Source organism: Tenacibaculum sp. Bg11-29 (assembly GCF_002836595.1).
GTDB lineage: Bacteria > Bacteroidota > Bacteroidia > Flavobacteriales > Flavobacteriaceae > Polaribacter.
In genome coordinates this window covers 1,947,259-1,966,356 of sequence record NZ_PJBB01000003.1, presented here as the reverse complement: position 1 = coordinate 1,966,356, position 19,098 = coordinate 1,947,259, and the positions used below count along the sequence as shown (strand labels likewise).

At 28.0% G+C, this 19,098-nt stretch carries 16 protein-coding genes; 4 read left to right on the top strand and 12 right to left on the bottom strand.

The window, feature by feature from the left end; genetic code table 11:
- The 11 genes from CXF68_RS20975 to CXF68_RS08855 form a co-directional block, all read right to left on the bottom strand.
- Positions 1 to 159 carry a DUF5989 family protein gene (locus CXF68_RS20975; protein WP_255398681.1) on the bottom strand — a complete coding sequence of 53 codons (159 nt, stop codon included), beginning with the start codon at positions 157 to 159 and terminating at the stop codon, positions 1 to 3.
- Positions 160 to 561 (bottom strand): SxtJ family membrane protein, encoded by a 402-nt coding sequence (locus tag CXF68_RS08900; protein WP_101044011.1) that lies wholly within the window; start codon positions 559 to 561, stop codon positions 160 to 162.
- Complete coding sequence (locus CXF68_RS08895; protein WP_101044010.1) at positions 548 to 2,299, bottom strand: carbamoyltransferase N-terminal domain-containing protein; 1,752 nt, start codon at positions 2,297 to 2,299, stop codon at positions 548 to 550. The genes CXF68_RS08900 and CXF68_RS08895 overlap by 14 nt, the downstream gene beginning before the upstream one ends.
- Positions 2,300 to 3,262: a hypothetical protein gene (locus tag CXF68_RS08890; RefSeq protein WP_101044009.1), complete on the bottom strand. Its 963-nt coding sequence runs from the start codon at positions 3,260 to 3,262 to the stop codon at positions 2,300 to 2,302.
- The gene (locus CXF68_RS08885; RefSeq protein WP_101044008.1) at positions 3,259 to 4,014 is read right to left on the bottom strand and encodes a class I SAM-dependent methyltransferase; all 756 of its coding nucleotides are present in this window, start codon (positions 4,012 to 4,014) and stop codon (positions 3,259 to 3,261) included. The genes CXF68_RS08890 and CXF68_RS08885 overlap by 4 nt, the downstream gene beginning before the upstream one ends.
- The gene (locus CXF68_RS08880) at positions 4,014 to 5,381 is read right to left on the bottom strand and encodes a radical SAM protein (protein WP_101044007.1); all 1,368 of its coding nucleotides are present in this window, start codon (positions 5,379 to 5,381) and stop codon (positions 4,014 to 4,016) included. Before CXF68_RS08880 ends, CXF68_RS08885 begins: the two co-directional genes overlap by 1 nt.
- A complete protein-coding gene (locus tag CXF68_RS08875; RefSeq protein WP_101044006.1) occupies positions 5,378 to 6,160 on the bottom strand; it encodes a class I SAM-dependent methyltransferase in 783 nt (260 codons plus the stop codon). Before CXF68_RS08875 ends, CXF68_RS08880 begins: the two co-directional genes overlap by 4 nt.
- Entirely contained in the window at positions 6,153 to 7,619 is a 1,467-nt protein-coding gene (locus CXF68_RS08870; protein WP_101044005.1) for a radical SAM protein, read from the bottom strand. Before CXF68_RS08870 ends, CXF68_RS08875 begins: the two co-directional genes overlap by 8 nt.
- Positions 7,612 to 8,514: a nucleotidyltransferase domain-containing protein gene (locus CXF68_RS08865; RefSeq protein ID WP_101044004.1), complete on the bottom strand. Its 903-nt coding sequence runs from the start codon at positions 8,512 to 8,514 to the stop codon at positions 7,612 to 7,614. Before CXF68_RS08865 ends, CXF68_RS08870 begins: the two co-directional genes overlap by 8 nt.
- Positions 8,511 to 9,332 (bottom strand): glycosyltransferase family 2 protein, encoded by an 822-nt coding sequence (locus CXF68_RS08860; protein ID WP_101044003.1) that lies wholly within the window; start codon positions 9,330 to 9,332, stop codon positions 8,511 to 8,513. The genes CXF68_RS08865 and CXF68_RS08860 overlap by 4 nt, the downstream gene beginning before the upstream one ends.
- Before the next feature lie 1,320 nt (positions 9,333 to 10,652).
- Positions 10,653 to 10,841, bottom strand: coding sequence for a hypothetical protein (locus CXF68_RS08855; protein WP_101044002.1), 189 nt, complete (start codon positions 10,839 to 10,841; stop codon positions 10,653 to 10,655).
- Between the two features lie 63 nt (positions 10,842 to 10,904).
- On the opposite strand from CXF68_RS08855, the gene CXF68_RS08850 reads away from it, so the two are divergent.
- Both CXF68_RS08850 and CXF68_RS08845 read left to right on the top strand, forming a co-directional pair.
- Positions 10,905 to 11,342, top strand: coding sequence for a hypothetical protein (locus tag CXF68_RS08850; RefSeq protein ID WP_101044001.1), 438 nt, complete (start codon positions 10,905 to 10,907; stop codon positions 11,340 to 11,342).
- Positions 11,343 to 12,385: 1,043 nt separating this feature from the next.
- A complete protein-coding gene (locus CXF68_RS08845) occupies positions 12,386 to 12,823 on the top strand; it encodes a hypothetical protein (protein ID WP_198553778.1) in 438 nt (145 codons plus the stop codon).
- A gap of 224 nt (positions 12,824 to 13,047) precedes the next feature.
- On the opposite strand, the gene CXF68_RS08840 is transcribed toward CXF68_RS08845, so the two are convergent.
- Complete coding sequence (locus CXF68_RS08840) at positions 13,048 to 13,500, bottom strand: hypothetical protein (protein ID WP_101043999.1); 453 nt, start codon at positions 13,498 to 13,500, stop codon at positions 13,048 to 13,050.
- 1,500 nt (positions 13,501 to 15,000) lie between these two features.
- Between CXF68_RS08840 and CXF68_RS08835 the strand changes: the two genes are divergently transcribed.
- Positions 15,001 to 17,694 (top strand): hypothetical protein, encoded by a 2,694-nt coding sequence (locus tag CXF68_RS08835; RefSeq protein WP_101043998.1) that lies wholly within the window; start codon positions 15,001 to 15,003, stop codon positions 17,692 to 17,694.
- Positions 17,691 to 18,728 (top strand): nucleoid-associated protein, encoded by a 1,038-nt coding sequence (locus CXF68_RS08830; RefSeq protein ID WP_101043997.1) that lies wholly within the window; start codon positions 17,691 to 17,693, stop codon positions 18,726 to 18,728. The genes CXF68_RS08835 and CXF68_RS08830 overlap by 4 nt, the downstream gene beginning before the upstream one ends.
- Positions 18,729 to 19,098: the final 370 nt, after the last annotated feature.

The following is a 19,098-nucleotide window of genomic DNA, read 5'->3' as shown; positions in this document are numbered from 1 at the left end:
CTAAAACAATGTATACACAAATGGAGATATTACAGAATTTTCTGTAAGAAAGATCAATCCCATTAATAATATCATCACAATAATTATAGGGATAAGCCAATATTTTTTACGTTGCATTAGAAAACGTATAAGCTCAACAAAAATATCTGTTTTTTTCATTTAATATAACTTTTCGTAATTACTCGATTCTTCTTTTGTTATCCACCCTGCCTTAGACTTATGTTTTAATCTTCCAAAAAACACGATAGGTGTTAAAAATAAATAATAAATAATACTTAACAATATAAAAGAACTTATTAATCCTAAAAAATCACCTAACAATAACCAAATAAAAAGAAATGGGTAAAATAGCTTGGGTACTAATAAGGTAATTAAAGCAATTATACTTATGGCAATACTAATCTTCTTTTGGAGAACATCAAAATAGAATCCTTCTTTTTTCAGAGATAAAAAAAGAATTACGAAACAAATAACCATTAATAGCCACCCAAATTGACGTTGTTTTTTTCGCTGACTTGTGTTTTCTATTACGCTTTTTAAAGTATTTTTAATCGAGTTCAAAATCTATCTTTTTTAAAAATTGTTTATGTGGCTTTTTATTATTTTCTTTGAATAGTACATAGTTTTGAAGTACTAAAACATCCATGTGAGTGCGAAAAAAACAGTTTAAGGCATCAAAAGGTGAATTAACAATAGGCTCTCCTCTAACATTAAAAGAAGTATTTATTAAAATAGGACAGTTCGTTTTTTTCTCAAAAATTGAAATTAAATTATGTAAAAACTCGTTGTCTTTTTTCTGTAAACTTTGGACTCTGGCCGTATTATCTTCATGAATACAAGAAGGTATCTTATTTTTATTTTTCCCTTTAAATGTAAAGAGCATATATTTTGATGAATCTTCCATTTCAAACCAGTTTTCTTTTTTTTCTTCTAAAACAACCGGGGCAAATGGTCTAAAACCTTCGCGCATTTTTATTTTCATATTAATATGTTCTTTCATATCTACATACAAAGGACTCCCTAAAATACTTCGATTTCCTAATGCCCTTGGTCCGAATTCTGCTCTTCCCTGAAAACATCCTACTATTTTCTTATTCTTTAACTCTTCAGATATTACCTCCAACAAATCTAAATCACACTTTTTATCATAAACTATATTATACTTTTTTAGTACTTTTTCAATTTCGAAATCTGAAAAACTACTTCCTAAATAAATCTGTTCTTTTAAACTATCTTCAATTTGTTTTCTTTCTTTTTTCAAATAGTTATAATACCCAACAAATGCAGATCCCATTGAGCCTCCACTATCACCAGAAGCTGGTTGAACCCATATGTTTTTAAATATGTTTCTTTTCAATAACTCTCCATTAGCTTTACAGTTTAAAGCAACTCCTCCAGATAAACATACATTTTCAGATTTTGTTATTTCTTTAGCATATTCTAGTAATATTGTCATAAAATCCTCAGTTACAGATTGAATTGAACTAGCTATATCACAATAAAAATCAGACATTTTTTCTTCTGCCTTTCTAGCCGGTCTACCAAAAACACTACAAAAATGATTATTTATAGTAGTTTTACCCACGTCAAAAGAAAAATACTTCATATCTAATGAAACTTCACCTTTTTTAGAAATACTAACTAAATTCTCTAATATTTGTTTCTTATAGATAGGTTTTCCATACGGAGCTAGTCCCATTAATTTGTATTCTCCAGAATTAATTTTAAATCCGCAATATTGGGTAAAAGCACTGTATAACAATCCGAAAGAATGTGGATAATGTTGTTCTTTTAAAATTTTCACATGATTATCTTTCCCATAACCTATCGTAATACATGCTTTCTCACCGACACCATCAACTGTTACAATAGCACTCTCTTTATATGGTGACGTAAAAAAAGCTCCTGCAGCATGAGCTTCATGATGTTCAGAAAAAATCATCTTTCCTTTATAATTAAGCTCTTTTCTTATAATAGAAGGTATCCAAAGTTTAACTTTCACCCAAGATTGAATGGCTTTTTTAAAGAATAAAAAGCCAAATGGAACCGTATTTTTAATCGAATCAATAATACGTTCAAACTTAACAAAAGGTTTTTCATAAAAAGTAATTAAAGAAACATCATCAATTGAAATACCGGCTTCTTTCAAGCAAAAATCAATCGCTTTTTTAGGGAATGATGCATCGTGTTTTTTTCGAGTAAATCGTTCTTCTTGAGATGCTGCAATAATCGCCCCATCCTTTAACAAACAAGCTGCTGAATCATGATAAAATGCTGATACTCCTAAAATGTAGGTCATTTATTTAATTATTTTCTGTTCTAAATACTCCCCTAAAACTTGTTGTCCATAGTTATTCAAATGTGGGTCATTTGCATAATATAAAGGTTCTTTTTTATCTTTTTTCTTAAAATACGCCAATGGGTTCAAAATAGTAACACTTTTATATTTTCGAAGCTTCTTTACTGTTTCTTCATAAAAAGGGTATTCAATTGTAGTGAACTTAGCTGTTTCAGGAAATTCTCCACCAATTTCCTGCATCCGTTTTTTATATTTGTTATTGAGTTGAGCACAATGCGGCACCAAAATTATATAAACGGGAATATTGTTACTTTTTTCAATAAACTCTTCAATTTCTTTCATCCAAATATTATATCTGTTTAAAAAATCACCTTTAAGCATTACTGTGTTATGTAAGTATAAACTATCTGCTAAAAAATATAATTTGCTTCGATTACTATATTTATTTTTAGCGTATTTTTCATCAAAAATATAACTTCTCCTAAATTCATTACTTCCAAAACTTAATCTTTTATTTATGTATAGAAGACTAATAAAGTAATCTGACAAATACCAATAAAAACTTCTTGATAAAGAAAGTTTTTTTATATTTGAAAGATTCTTTACATCTAATAAATCGTTTCCTAAATATACTTGATAAATTATTTTTTTAGGCTTAAATTCTTTCACTCTCATCGAAGCAAACAAATTTACTTCTTGTATACCAATACCACTCGACGCAGAATTAATTAACTTATTATTTGTTTTCTCTTCTAAATATTCTATATATGTATTTGAGGTTGTAAAAGAGTCACCAAATACTAAAAAATCTACTTTTTCGGTATTTAATTTCCCTTTATTTAATTCTTTTAATTCAGTATTATAAAAATCTAAAATATATAACCTGTAACAACCTTCAAATAGAATTAATGTTATTAAAAGTATGCCTAAAGCTTGTTTTACTATAATAAAAAATTTTTTCATTTTTTTATAAATCTAATCCAAGGAAAAGGGGTGTCCTTTGCAAAAAATCTTTTTACCCTGCCTTTTTCAGGCATGTATAGATACTCAAAGTTTTTAATTTCCTCTATACAATGATGAAAATAATTCGTCTTCATTTCAGGAAATCCAAGATTTAAGTAATATTGATGAGTTCGCTTTTTTGCCAATTCAATTTCAGTAAATTCATAAAATGGACTATCAATAATATGTATTTCCCCTTTAGCTTTAATAAATGTTTCTAAATTTTTAATGAGTTTATCAAAATCAGGAAAGTACTGAGCAGATGCATTTAAAACCACCATATCAAAACTATTTTCAAAAAACTCTTTTCTTTCAAAAATATCTGCGCAGACAAACCGTAAATTTTCCTTTTTAAAAACTCTATGAGCTTGCTCTAGCTCTAATACGTTTACATCTAATCCTACTATTTTATTACTGGTTGAAATAGTTGCTAATTTGTTTGTAAACCATCCATTACCACAACCAATGTCTAATATAGCTATATTCTCCTTTTTTTTTAGGTATTTTAAAAATCTATTTGCTGACTTTTGTCTTACTTTCCATTCTTTTTTATATGGATTATCTTTACTTATATAAGGAAGTTTTAATACCTGTTCATCAGAAAGCACTCTGTTTTCCTTTTTTCTAACAGCTATGTACTTTTTTGAAAATTCAAAACCGTTCTTCTCCAAAACCCTTAAATTCTCTTCATTAAAAATCGCCTCTAGTCCCATTATTTATATAGTCTCATTCCTATTTGAGCTGCTATTGATTTTAGTTTTAACTTACTATAAGATAAAAACGTATTTCCTTTAGCACTATTTACCTCATTAACAACATATTTAACAGCATAATCATAATATTTTCTAGAATATGTTCTTTTAAAATCGATATCTCTATCAGTTGTAGTTTTCCAATCAGGCTGTATCGTAATATTTTTTTCTATTTCATTATACAATGAAGTTCCTTTTATAGGATATGCAACGGTAATTGTAAAATGTGTTGGATTTGCAGCTTTTAAATACCTAACTGTTTCATAGATATCTTCTTCTTCTTCTCCAGGATAACCAACCATGATAAAAGTACCTGTTTCTACCCCTAAAGCGTTTGTCTTTTGAATTGCAGCTTTTACTACATTAATATCTACACGCCTATCCATAGCGTCAACAATTTTTTGCGAACCACTTTCTGCTCCAATCCAAATTCTAGAACACCCCGCTTCTTTTAAAAGTTGTAAAACTTCATCGGTTAATCTCTCAGCACGCGTAATACATTCAAAAGGAATAATAGCATCTTGTTTTATAACTTCTTCATGAAAACTTTTAATCCATTTATGACTTACTGTAAAAACATCGTCAACAAACCAAATAGAATCGGGCTGATACCTATTTTTTAATAATTTTAATTCTTGAGCAACTAAGCTAGCAGACCTTCTACGGTAACTTTGCCCATAAACGGCAGTACTACACCATTTACATGTATATGGGCAACCACGTTGTGTACTTACAGTCATAGAGCTTTGTCCGTGGTGTTTTTTCCAAGTTTGCAAATACTTATAAACGGGTATTGCTTCTCTATTAGGCAATGGTAAATCAGTTAAATCTTTTATTTTTACTCTTGGAGCTGTTTTAATAACTTTTTCATCAAGCAAAAAAGCTATTCCCTGAATCGTATTATAACTTTTATTATTAAAAATCGCTGAACATAGTTCTAAAGTAGTTTGTTCTCCTTCACCTATAACCAAAAAATCAGCACCTGCTTTTAGGTAATTCTCACAGTTATAAGTTACATCTGGTCCGCCAAGTATAATCTTAAGACCTCTTAACTTAGTGTTTGTTTTAAGCTTTTTAATCAATTTAATGACATTAATTTTTGTCATTAAATTAGTATAAATAGCTATCGCCTTAGGTTTTTTCTCTTCAATAAACTCTAATTGCTCTTGAAATGAATAGAAAGTACTATCATATACATGGTTTTCAATTTTATTTTTATTAAGATAACTTGATATATACAATAATCCTAAAGGAGCATAAGGCCGCATAATTTTTTGCTCCTTATCATCTTCATATAAATAATATGCATGGGTTAAAACTACATTCATTTTTTTATCAATTCAATTATAAAATGATCTGCATATCTCGCTAAAAAACGATTTGACAATCTTTTTTCGATTATTTTTAAAACATTCCAAATAGGCTTTTTCGTTAAAAACGATTTTTCTAAATAAGAAGGTGGAATTACGATTCCTACAGGAGAATAATTAATTACTGTATAATTTACCTTAGACATTTCAATTATTTCTTTTGGGTTAAAATACCAAGTTGGCACTTGTACATCATCAACATTCACCAATAAAGCTTCATTTGTATTTCTTCTTTGAGCCTTTTTAAAACTTCCTTTAACTAAAAAATAAAGTTGTTCCCAAACACAATTTTTAGGCATCAGTACCATTACTAATCTTCCTTCAGATACTAGTAATTCGGAAGTCTTTTTCATAAATTTTCTTAACTCTTCATAAGAGAGGCAATTCAATCCTCCAAAATTCGAAAAAATAACATCAAATTCTTTTTTAAAAGAATCTTTTGAAAGTTTTTTACAATCTAAAACTTCAAAATTTAAATTATTATAGGTATTCTTTTTATTTGCTACTTTAATCATTTCTTCTGAAATATCTGTAGCTATTATAGTGTGTCCTTTTTTTGCAAGAGCAATTGCATCTACACCTGTTCCGCAATTTAATTCTAAAACATTTACTTTCTTTTCTGATGAAAATACATGCTCAATATTTTTATAAACTTTTTTACGTTGTTCCCTACCTATTTTAGTATTTGTAAAGGTATCATCGTATGTTTTTGCTGCAATATCAAAAAAATTAGTCATTAATATTCTCTAATTTATTTAATTGCAATTTATTTACTATTGAGGTAGTTATGTAATATGGTAATAAGAAAACTAAACGCCACTCATACATTTTTAAACTAAAAGGGTTTCTAATCATTTTTTTTAAATTAAAAATTCCTTGAGTTTTTCTAAAAACCTTGTGAACATATCGTTGCAATTTTTTATAAAATTTAGAATTAAATGATCCTTGAAACATCATTGCTAAATCATCAGAGTCTGTCCAATTAGCTTTTAACTTTAAATCATCTTTTACTTTTTCATAAAACGCTGTTTCAGGTAATGGATAAGATACCGAAACACCTATATTGTCGGGCAATAAGTTTTGTATCATTTTAATTGTTAAATCGATATCTTCTTTAGTTTCGTTTAAATATCCAAACTGAATAAAGAAAGCGACTTTAATATTTTTTTCTTTTAGTAAACGAGTAGCTTTTTCTATTTGAGCTATGGTAGTTCCTTTATCCATAGCATCAAGAATTTTTTGAGACCCACTTTCTGCACCAATCCAAACCTCAGAAAGCCCACTTTCTGCTAATGCTTCTATATTTGCTTCTTTTAATAATAAATCTGCTCTACTTTGTATATAATAGTTAATAATTAAGTTTTCTTGCTTAAGTAAAGTATTAAACTCTTGTACCCATTGTGGTTTTAAACCAAAAATATCATCGCACATCCAAAACTTTTTAACTCCAAAATTTTTCTGTAAATAACTAATGTGCGCAACAATATATTCTGGAGAATGTGAATTATATCTGTTTCCATAAATTGGTTTAGCACACCAATTACATTTAAACGGACATCCTCTAGTAGTAACCATGTTTAAACTAAATTCTTTCCCTCCTTCTTCCCAAATATTTTTATAATCATTAACATTTATTAAATCCCAAGCAGGCATTGGGAAACTATCAAGTTCCTTATAAACAGCCCTTTTAGGGTTTTTAATAATTTTTCCTTGATCATTAACATAAACAACTCCATCAATTACTGTGGCATCTTCTTTATTCTGAAACTTATCTACTAATTCTTTTAATGTTACCTCTCCTTCTCCTTGAATTATAAAATCTGCTCCAGCATTCAAATATTTTTCATAATGATCAGTAGCGTCAGAACTACAAACTACTATTTTACAATTATTACCTTTTGCTTTTAAAATCATTTCAAATGCTGCTTCTCTCATGTTGGTTAAACACATCTTAGTGAGGTAATTAAAACCATCATCATAAATTACAAAAACATCAGGTTTATTAACTTCTAAAAACGAATGTAAAGGGTCAATATTTTTGAGTAAGCAGGTATCAAATAAACTAACAGCATACCCTTTTTCTCTTAAAAAAGATGCAGCATACATAGTTCCAAGCGGTGGAAAAGGAGTTTTATTATTCCACTGCTTTTCGTCAAACGGATAAAAATAAGAATGTGAAAAAGCAATATTAAGCATGTTCTGGCGCAAGTTTTATATTATGTGTTTTTTCGATTTCTTCGTATTTTTCATTTAATAAAGATAGCACCTTTTTTTGAAAATTACTTGGATGGTGTTTTGAAACATTCTCTGAAGACTTAAAAGCTATTTCAAAATCTTCTTTAGGTAAATGATTAAATTTATCTCTCCATTTTTTTATAGTTATTTTCATAAAAACCTTTTCTATATAATCTCCTATCTTATAATTCAATAGTTTTTCAACCGTTTTAGTAAAAGTGCTTTTAGATATTGTTTTAATGCTTTTTTCTTTTCTAATTAAATTCGGAAAAAAATCATACACCCATTTATTTTCTTTTAGAAATTGTTTAAATGTAATTTCTCCATATAAAGGGATTAACGTAGCGACTTCTGTAGCTGTAAATCTATTTTTTTCATCTACATTTAAATAACCGCTGCTCATAAAGTAATTTACACAAAAATATTTTTTAGAATTTAACAAGAATATTTTCTTATATAGTATTAGCAAAGTTCTGGCAATCCAAATTCTATTTTTTCTGGTGATAATAAAAAAATCAATATCACTCTTTTCATCAAAATATCCTTTTGATAATGACCCAGAAACACAAACACTGTCTATATACGGGAAATTGGATATAAACTTAGCTATCTTCCAAGCTCTTGGCATTATATTTTCTGCATTTTTATTTCCTTCTAACCTTCTAGTTAAAATATTCTTATCATTAAGCACAGAGTAATACCCATTGTTGTTATAGATGATTCCTTTTTTCTCTAAACTTAATATTTCTTTAGCTGTTTCTTCTTTTTCTTTAGAATCTGAAAAACGAAAAACTTCCTCAAGTGATAAAGGATAATTAAAAATAGAAAAATATAATATGCTTTTTAAAATATTCATTTTTTTATATCTATTTGAAGAAGTGTTCTTTTATTTATTTTCTTTCTTTTTTTATCAAAAATCCATCCCCATTTATTAAAGTATTTAATTGACGATACTAAATGATATAAAAAAACTTTGTTATTTTTATATGATTCTTTATTGTAAACGTGATAAATAAATGCTTCTGAAAAAAAAACTGTTCTGCATAACTCATTTACTCTCCTGGTTAAATCTAGGTCCTCAAAATAAAGAAAAAAACGCTCATCGAACCCATCTACTTTTTTTAAAACACTAGTTCTAAAAAACATAAAACAACCCGATACATATGGAATTTCTATATTACTATTGTAATCGAAATTTCTTAACTCGTACTTCTTATCTCTCTTTTTAACAATCTTTTTAACTGGTGAAAAACGTCTAATAATTAAATCTTTTGGAGCTGGAATTAATTTACACAAAAATTGTAATTTACCTGATGGATATAATACTTTAGGACTACTTAACCCAATTTCCTTATTTTTATCCATAAAAAGAATTAGTTGATCTACCAGATTACTACCTAACCTTATATCAGGATTAACAACTGCATGATATTTAGAACTTAATTCAATTGCTTTTCTTATACCTATATTATGTGCTTTTCCGTAGCCCAAGTTTTCATTATTGTGAATATATTCTAGATTTTTATATTCTTTAAAAGAGTCTCCATTATTTTCATTTGAATTATCTATAATAAAAACATATAAATCAATAGTTGATGAGAAAAAATCAGAAAGCAACTTCTTAATATCACAAATTTTATTATTATATAAGACTATTGAAATTGTTAAAATCATTAAATCCTTTTTTAGCTAAGTTATTCAATTTTATAATGAAAAAGGAAATCTATAAAAATTAACTAAAAAAATAAAATTTTTGAAGATATGATTAAGGTTTATATGTAAATTATTCTAATCATAAATAAATACTATTTTTTTTTTAAAATATTCATTTTACTACAATTTATTTAAAACGTCATTACGGTACTATAACCTGTTAAGCTCCTCAAACCAAAAATTAATTTATAACAGATTTTTTTGCAACACGTAATGACGAAAAAAAAAAGCTTCTTTTTAAGATAAAATAACGTAACTTATTGTAGCAATGCTATCTTTTTTTAAACTACCTACACACACTAAATAACTATTTTAAAACGTCATTGTGGTACTACGACTTGGTTACCCTTCCCGACACCAAGAACAATCCTATAACAGCTTGCTTCGTAACTCACAATGACGATAATTAAAACCTCTTTTTTAACATATACAATGCAACTTCATTGTATATGTTACTATTTTTTTAAACGCCATTACGAGGAGAAATGGGGCAGCAATCTTATAACTATAACGGTACCACAAAAGATTGCCTCTTACCTCGCAATGACTGCATTTAAAAAACTACTTTAACTACTTACATACTAGTAAAAAATTATTTAAATACGCCATTGCGGTACTACGACTTGAGACCCCCCGATGCCAAGAACAAACCTATAACAGCTTGCTTCGTAACTCGCAATGACGATAATTAAAACCTCTTTTTTAACACAAACACAATGCAATTTCATTGTATGTGCTACTATTTTTTTAAACGCCATTACGAGGAGATATGGGGTAGCAACCTTATAACTATAAAACGGTACCACAAAAGATTACTTTTACCTCGTAATGACTACATTTAAAAAACTATATTAACTTTTTATTTAAAACGTCATTGCGGTACTACTACTTGGTAGCCCTTCATCCCGATACCAAGAATGAATCTATAATAGATTACATCGTAACTCGCAATGACGATAACTAAATATTTTTTTCTACTAAAAACAATACAACTTCTTTAATTTAAACTTCTAACAAATATTCTAAATCTAATGAACACAATTGATTGTATATCGGCAACACTACTTTAACCCCAACATGATTACTTTTTTTAATGATTATGTTACTTAGCAATTTTACTTTTAAAATATATTACTGATGTAGCATAAATTTTAATGTTACTTTTTTACTACTGGTTACGCTATTAAAAAGGGGGTTGTTTTTAATACAATTATCTACGTATTTTATGTTTTCATGATTATTATTTTAGGGGATAAAAATATTTTATGAAGCTAATTTTACTTATTCTAATACTGCTTCTACTTGTTTTACTAATCTTTTGTATTCTTTTTTTAATTTCTCTGCTGTTTCGCTTTCTCTGTCTGCTCGTAAACTCATGGTTACAAAACGTGTTGTAACACCCCATTTCTTTGCTAACTGCATTACAACTAACGTGTTATATTTATTTCTTTTATTCGTAGATTTGTTCATAATTTTTCTTATTCTTTATCGCACAACAAGTATACAAACAAAAGATTATAAAACAAACAAAAGATGATAAATTTTATTAACATCTCAGACAGAATACAATATATAATTAATACGCTACACAATGGAACTCGCGCAAGGTTTGCTAAGAGCATTGGGTTTTCAGCTCAAGTTATAGCAAATATAGTTTCTGGAAGAAAGACAAAACCTAGTTTTGATGTTTTAAACGCCATACTATCCACAAATGATGATATTAATGCATCTTGGCTGTTAACCGGTAAGGGAAAAATGTTAAAAACTAATAATTTTGGTATTAAAGATACAGTTGATTATAAAGAAAAATGTATTGAGTTGCTAGAAGAAAACAGAAAGTTGTCGGCCGACAACATAGCGCTTCAGAAAAAGGCTTTTTATTTACAGCTAGAAAATTTAGATTCTGATGGTTCTGATATTACCAAACCAAATACAGCTGTTACTTATCCTAAAAAAAAGAATACTAAATAGGGTTTCGTTACTTTCTTTATTTTAATTTACTTCATAAAATAAATTGACTCATTTGTTATTAATGAGCTATTATTTAATCTTCGTCATTACGAGGCACGAAGTAATCTGACATTAGATACCTAACTCAACATTTAAAGATTGCCGCGTCGTACCTTCTCACAATGACGTTTGTTAAAAGTATTGGTTAACTACCGTAATTACGAGGTACGAAGTAATCTGATATTAGATACCTACCTCAACATTTAAAAATTGCCGCGTCGTACCTTCTCGCAATGACGTTTACTAAAAATATTCGTTAACTACCAACATTACGAGGTACGAAGTAATCTGATATTAGATACCTAACTCAACATTTAAAAATTGCCGCGTCGTACCTTCTCGCAATGACCTTTGCTAAAAGTGTTCGTTAACTACCAACATTACGAGGTACGAAGTAATCTGATATTAAATACCTACCTCAATATTTAAAGATTGCCGCGTCGCACCTTCTCGCAATGACATTTGTTAAAAGTATTGGTTAACTACCAACATTACGAGGCACTAAGTAATCTGATATTAAATACCTACCTCAATATTTAAAGATTGCCGCGTCGCACCTTCTCGCAATGACATTTGTTAAAAGTATTGGTTAACTACCGTAATTACGAGGTACGAAGTAATCTGATATTAGATACCTACCGCAACATTTATAGATTGCCGCGTTGTACCTTCTCGCAATGACGTTTGCTAAAAGTGCTCGTTAACTACCGTAATTACGAGGTACCAAGTAATCTGATATTAGATACCTACCTCAACGTTTATAGATTACCGCGTTGTACCTTCTCGCAATAACGTTTGCTAAAAGTGTTGGTTACCAACCATAATCTTATGTTTGCTAAGTAATCTTTTGTTGGCTTGATTACAAGTTCTTTTATTCTCACATCTATTTGCTAACTACACTACATACTAAGGCATTGTATTTGTTTTATTTATTCGTAGATTTGTTCATTGACATTTTTGTTCCTTATTCAGGAACAAAAGATAAACAATTGATTGTAAAAAGAATGAAATTAAACTTTGTTAACATAGCCGACCGTGTACAGTATATTATTAATACTAGATTCAATGGCAACAAGAGAAAATTTGCAAATAGCATCGGCTTTGTGCCACAGGTTATATCAAATATTGTTGCTGGTAGAAAATCGAAACCTAGTTTTGATGTTTTAAAAGCTATAATAGAAACTAATAGTGATATTAGCACTCATTGGTTTTTAACTGGTAAGGGGGAAATTTTAAATAGTAATGTGAGTTCTGATGCTAATGTTAAAAAAATAACTGATTATAAAGAAAAGTATATCGAGTTACTTGAAGAAAACAGAAAGTTATCGACTGATAACATCGAACTTCAAAAAAAGGTATTTTATTTACAAGGTGATAATTTAAATTCCGATCAGCCTATTGCTGCCGAACCTAATGAGTTTGATAGCTATCCTAAAAAATAAAACACCAAATAACGTTTAGTAATTATTATTACTTCTTTTAACTTCTTCTCTTTTAATTTATTTCTTAAAAAAAATGACTCATTTCTAAGGTTAAGGTTACTGCACAGTGCCTTATCGTTAGATCGTTAAAATAGCGCTTAACTTTCGTCATCGTGAGTTACCAAACAAACTGTTGTTGGTTAAGTTTTTACTTTATATAATTGCCTTGTAAGTTTATAAACTAATTAAATGTTTTGCATTATTAAAAATAAAATCCCTCCACTAAAAATTACCAACACCAACAATCCCATTAAAGGTAAAAAGGTTTCCTCTACTTTATTTATAGTTACTTTATTAGGGTCATTATTTTCTGGTACATAAACTTCTATCTTACCTTCTATTTTAGGTAAAGATTTCAAATTTATTTTTTTAAACTTAAAATGAATATCTAACTCCGTTTTCTCATACATATCATCACCTAAAACAAACCTAAAGGTAATTTCTAATTGTTCTTTAGGAAGCAAATAACTTAACCTTGCTGGCGGGGCTTTTACCCACGAAAAACTAATTAGCTCAGCTTTTAAACTTTTTCCTTTTTTATAATTATAAATGCTTGAAACCCCACTTACTAGTTTATAGATAAAAAGAATATTTAAAAGACTTAGAAGAAATATAAAAATGTATATATCGTCGCTCATAATTTAATTTTAACCTAACATTAATTGTAAAGAACTCATATAAAAGGTTCGGTATATTATACACCAAAAACAATTCACCCTTATTTTTCTTAACAAGAATATTTAGCTATATGAAATACTTTACTGTACCTTATAATTCTTTTAACTAATATAACTATTTAACTTACTGTAGTAAAACTCACAAAGTACTAACCTTACTTTTTATAGAAGCTTTATATATGTAAAACTATATTAGTTATAACATTTTTTGGTTGTTGCTTATCACTGAGATCATTTGTAAACACTCATCATTTAGTTACTAAGATATATTAGTAAACTATCAAGGTTTTTTCCCAGCTCCTTCTCTATGTATAAATAAGTAATTCTATTAAAACTTTAGCCTAAAGAAGGATTAAATTTTAAACTTACTCCTTCTTCAGTATTCTATATACTATATTTAATATCTGAAATAGAAAAATGCTTGTACCTAGCTCCAATTACTCTCTTATTCCCTTCTTATAAAAATATCATTTTCAGAATATTGAAATAATTAATAGTAATTTTTTTAACTTTTTTTTCTGATTTTTTTTAAAAATTTTATTAATAAGAATACAATAATTGTAATTCCTATTAAGTTTAAAATTTGCCACAAAAGAATATTCATAATTTTAGTATTTAGTTTAACATAGCGTTTATATGTTACAAAGGTATTATTTAAAACACCACTTAAAACTAAATTATATTAGTAGTTTAAATAAAAACAAACAATTTATTATAAATATTTTTAACAATACTCCTGTTCAAAAAAATATTACTTGTGTTTTTCTACAAACTAAAATAACCTATTATTAGCTCTTTTTTTTATAATAAAAAAAATTGTGTAACGAAATTACGAAACACAAAACAGCTTACTATTTATTAAATTCATATAACAGTTTATTTACCACAAATAACTGTACACTCATTTTTATTTTATAATTTTGAGTGTACAGTTTTATTAATTTTGAATTTTAACTGTACATTAAAAATATAATACTATAAAATTGCCAAGTAGCACCTCTTTACAATCACATTAAAAAAAAACGTGCTTTTAAGGTAACCCGTAATTTTTTAATGATTAAAATATTTAATTTTAGCAAAAATTAATGTTAAAAAGAACGTTCACTACTTTTTTTAATATGGAATCATTTTTAAATCAAATTTGTAACAAAAGAAGGGTAAAACCGTACTTATGTTACGGTTTTTTAGTTCGTTTTCTATTTCTGACACCCTACTTTTGGCTAAGAAAAATAAAAAGGATTAATTAACATAAAGTTTGTTTTATCTGGGTGTATGAACCGATGATTGAGAACTTTATTTTGCGTGTAACTAGTTACCTGCAAGCAAAAAAAAGCCAGCCGCACAAATTGCACATTTGGTTTTTGCCAAAGCTTAAAGCCAAAACACAAAAAACCAAAAGAGCAATTTCTTGCCAACGCTTCAAAATAAATAAAAATTGAATATATAAATAAAACAAATTCTATGGGAGGAAACGCAGGAATGAGAGGTTACATTATACAAACAATTATTTGCTTGTTAGATGCCTTGGAGAAAGATAATGATTGGATATCTGTAACCTTAGAGCCTCTTGATGAATCTGAAAAAGTAGATATCAGATGGAAATATCCTAATAGTATTATTAAGCTTACCCAAGTAAAATCTTCAGAGAACACTATTGGACGTGCAGCTGCTGAAACTTATTGTAATGAACTCACAAGCCATTCTCCAAATGCATCTGAGTACGAACTATCATTAATAGGGCCTCTTGCTAAAAATTTACTCAAAGTAAAAAGTATTGCCAATGTTCGTATCAGTAAATTAGGCACATTGGATACTAAAATTTTAATAGACCAAGCTTCAAATAAAATTGATCACTATTATACCAGAAAAAATAAACCAAAAATTTCTCCACAGGTTCGGGAAATTATTGTCCATAATTTAAACTCTCGATTTGCAACTAGTTCTATAATTGGAACTGAAATAACTAGAGCTGATTTTGATACTGAATTATTAAAGTGGATTAGTTCAATTGAAGTTCAAATTGAAAGAAACCCTTTCACTTCATTAGCACCACCAATTGAAAATCAAAACATCCCTCTTAATCATAGAATAACTAAAAAAATACTAGATCTTATTGGTTGGAATCAATTTGGAGAAAATCAAACAATAGAAATATTCAATGAACATACATCTGATAATGATGTACATACTGTAAATTTCATAGGTGATTTCACGAATCAACTAAAAGAAAAAACAGGTGATTTTGTTATGGTATCTTCTCTACACAATTTTAATTACCCAAATTCATCAAAATCTGAAATAACTAAATATTTAAAAGATGTAGATGTTATATTAGCTGATTCAAAAAATAAAAATGAAGTTCCTTTAAAACGATTTGAATCAACAAATTATCATAGTCTTTTGTTTTGGTTAACAACAGATAGTGACGATTTACTCACGGACTTCATCCATCCAACCAAGGATAATTATAAAAGAACTTTACTTAATGATAAATTAACTTACTATTTAATAGATAATAAGAGAGCGAATTTTTTAATCAGTAGTATTATTACTGCAAAAAATTATAGAGATGATGTCTCAGTTAAATTCCTTTATCCAATAACAGAAGCGAATCAAAGTCCTGATAAAATTGGTCAAAGAGGTTTAAAATTACCTGTTGAATACATCAATTCATCAGTCATTCCAATAGCTAAAGAAGATAAAACAAAAATTAGCTTCTTACTCTTTTGTTCTGATTCTTTTTCTCCAGAATCATTAAAAAAATTGATTTGGTTAACAATTCGCTTGACAAGTGGGTTTGGTAACGAATACCTATTGTATTTCCCTGATTATAATGAAGACCAACATCAAAATGAAGCGTTAAAAACCATACGTTCTTTTGATGAAGAACTTTTAGACGATAAAATAAAGGTACTGAGATATAATCAAGTTGAAACAGAAGTATTAGACTCATTACCTAACACACAAACAAGAATAAGTAAAAATGAAATATACCAAGAAAACAATGAGGAATCTTTAAGTAATTCTAAACACCTTAATGAAGCCTTTATAAATATTTTGCCTTATGGAGATATATTAAAACCTTTTTTAAATACAGAAGCAATTAACGCTAATGATTTGAAAATATTCTTAGCAAAAAAAGGGGTTTTTGTAAAAAATGCAGACAAGGTTAATTTAATTAAACTAATGACTACTTTATTATTTAGCCCTAACGAATTAGAGGATTTCAAATCTCTAATTGATGTGAAAGAAAAAACTACTAACAGTATAAACGAACATTATACAATAAAGCAAAATGATAGTTTAGAAAATATTTTCAAGAAAGTAAATCCTAATTTTGATAATATAACAGAAGGGCTTAATACTAAAATCGTTCACTCAAATTCAACTTTAAAATTCACACAAAATGCTAAAGACAAAGAAGAGTTTGTTTTAAGCTTAACAACGGAAATAAAAGACCCAACAAGTTTTCTTTTAGTAAACACTAAATGGGGTAAAATTGAAATTGTAGTAAAAAAAGACAATGACCGTCTTGTTGTAGTTACTCAAAATACTATTACAAGAGAAGATAAGTTAATTGCAAATCGTGCATTAAAGCTATTACATCAAGAATTCAAACAAATTGACTTTGTTGAAGAAACAAAGATAAAAGTAATGTTCAACAGCTTCAAGTCTAATTTAGAAAGAGTAAATTTTCTTCTTAGTTTCACTAATATTTCCTCTTCTTCTATTTTTAAAAATCCAGAGATATTATCAATCACATTCAAATTTGATGATGACACTGAAATTCCAGAAAAATTTAAGGATAAAGCAGATAAAGATTTAGTAATAAAATTTGATGGTAAAAACCTTACAACCCTTACTGAATTATCAATTGAAGAAGCTAAAGGTTCAATTTTCTTAGAAGAAATTAAGATTCGATACAAATTTGATTACCTTAATATCCAAAATGGATACTATTATGTAACATATAATTTTTCTAAAGCATTAAGAAATAAAAGAGAACTTAATGGAGTTTTCAATTCTGAACCATATTTATATAAAACGGATACTGTAAAAAAACTTAGCGACATAAAAGGTCTTGAAAGGGAACTTTCAAGAGAAATAGAGAGGTTTAAAATAGAAAAACTTAAACAATTCAATATTATAGAATGATAGAATTTACAGACATTAATCTTGAAGGTATTTACGTCCATCAAGTAGGTAATAAATTACGTGATGAAAATTTCAAAATTTCAAACGAGAACATTACTTTTTCAAATGATGAAACACAAAGTTATTTGTTAAAATATTTTTTATCTCCATTTAACAATAATGAAGTTTATAACTTCTGTCACCCATCGGAACTTGAATTAAATGAAATATACTTATTTGTAAAAAGATTGTTTTCTTCTCCAGAGCAACTCTATAAAATATCAATTGATATTTCAAAACATTTATATGAACAATCCACTCACCCAAAAATTAACGGTGGTGATCTTTGTATTTGCTTTTTTAATAATTGTTCTTTTGATGGTGTCAAATGTAATGCTATTGGCTTTTTCAAATCAGAAGTTAAAGATGTCTTTTTAAAATTTGATTCAATTGATGATAATGTTAATATTAAACACGTAAATGGTATAAATATTAATAAATTAGACAAAGGGTGCTTGGTATTCGATTTAGAAGAAGAGAAAGGCTATAAAGTTTGTGTGATTGATTCTAAATCAAAGGACACTCAGTATTGGAAAAATGATTTTCTTAATATTAAACCTGCTTCTGACGAATATCATTTTACTAATGATTTCCTATCTATAACAAAAGAATATGTTACTAAACAACTATCGGATGAGTTTGAAGTAAATAAAACTGACCAAATTGATTTATTAAATCGTTCTGTTGATTATTTTAAAACCAATGATAAATTTGAAAAAGAAGAGTTTGAGAAATCTGTTTTTCAAAGTGAGGAGCTAATTGAATCATTTAGAAGTTTTGATAATTCCTATAGAGATGATAATGAAATAGAAGTTTCTGACAGTTTTGATATATCATCACAAGCAGTAAAAAAACAAGTCAGGGCTTTTAAAAAAGTATTGAAACTTGACAAGAATTTTCACATATATATACACGGAGATAAAGAACTGATAGAACAAGGAGTGGAAAAAGATGGTCGGAAATTCTATAAAATATATTACAAAGATGAGAGCTAGTCCCACGCTAAAAGCCATACACATTGCCAAGTCGCTCAAAAGCCAACTGCTAAAGCCAAAACTTGTCAAAGAGTATGTCTTCTGCCAACGCTAGCAAGTTTGCGAAAAGAAAAGCCAGCAGGCAACAATGTATATAAAAAATAGGGCGAAAAGTTCTAAAACAAAGGTTTATGCTTGTTTGCAAAGTCCGCCATATATATATTAGAAAAAACGAAAAGATAAAAATAAAAAATAGGGCTAAGTGTAAATCCGAAAGTAAGTGCTTATCAACTGCCCTACTTTCCATATACTAACCGTCAGACTGTCTAAAAACCTATTTTTGTAACTTTAATATTCGGAGGGCTATCTTTAAAAAAAACAAATACAGGAT

Bases quoted from the DNA above. Each gene is read 5' to 3' on its own strand.
- CXF68_RS08875 (WP_101044006.1), bottom strand. From the start codon at position 6,160: ATGACTAATTTTTTTGATATTGCAGCAAAAACATACGATGATACCTTT.
- CXF68_RS08870 (WP_101044005.1), bottom strand. From the start codon at position 7,619: ATGCTTAATATTGCTTTTTCACATTCTTATTTTTATCCGTTTGACGAA.
- CXF68_RS08890 (WP_101044009.1), bottom strand. From the start codon at position 3,262: ATGAAAAAATTTTTTATTATAGTAAAACAAGCTTTAGGCATACTTTTA.
- CXF68_RS08880 (WP_101044007.1), bottom strand. From the start codon at position 5,381: ATGAATGTAGTTTTAACCCATGCATATTATTTATATGAAGATGATAAG.
- CXF68_RS08855 (WP_101044002.1), bottom strand. From the start codon at position 10,841: ATGAACAAATCTACGAATAAAAGAAATAAATATAACACGTTAGTTGTA.
- CXF68_RS08850 (WP_101044001.1), top strand. From the start codon at position 10,905: ATGATAAATTTTATTAACATCTCAGACAGAATACAATATATAATTAAT.
- CXF68_RS08865 (WP_101044004.1), bottom strand. From the start codon at position 8,514: ATGAATATTTTAAAAAGCATATTATATTTTTCTATTTTTAATTATCCT.
- CXF68_RS08860 (WP_101044003.1), bottom strand. From the start codon at position 9,332: ATGATTTTAACAATTTCAATAGTCTTATATAATAATAAAATTTGTGAT.
- CXF68_RS08895 (WP_101044010.1), bottom strand. From the start codon at position 2,299: ATGACCTACATTTTAGGAGTATCAGCATTTTATCATGATTCAGCAGCT.
- CXF68_RS08845 (WP_198553778.1), top strand. From the start codon at position 12,386: ATGAAATTAAACTTTGTTAACATAGCCGACCGTGTACAGTATATTATT.
- CXF68_RS20975 (WP_255398681.1), bottom strand. From the start codon at position 159: ATGAAAAAAACAGATATTTTTGTTGAGCTTATACGTTTTCTAATGCAA.
- CXF68_RS08830 (WP_101043997.1), top strand. From the start codon at position 17,691: ATGATAGAATTTACAGACATTAATCTTGAAGGTATTTACGTCCATCAA.
- CXF68_RS08835 (WP_101043998.1), top strand. From the start codon at position 15,001: ATGGGAGGAAACGCAGGAATGAGAGGTTACATTATACAAACAATTATT.
- CXF68_RS08885 (WP_101044008.1), bottom strand. From the start codon at position 4,014: ATGGGACTAGAGGCGATTTTTAATGAAGAGAATTTAAGGGTTTTGGAG.
- CXF68_RS08840 (WP_101043999.1), bottom strand. From the start codon at position 13,500: ATGAGCGACGATATATACATTTTTATATTTCTTCTAAGTCTTTTAAAT.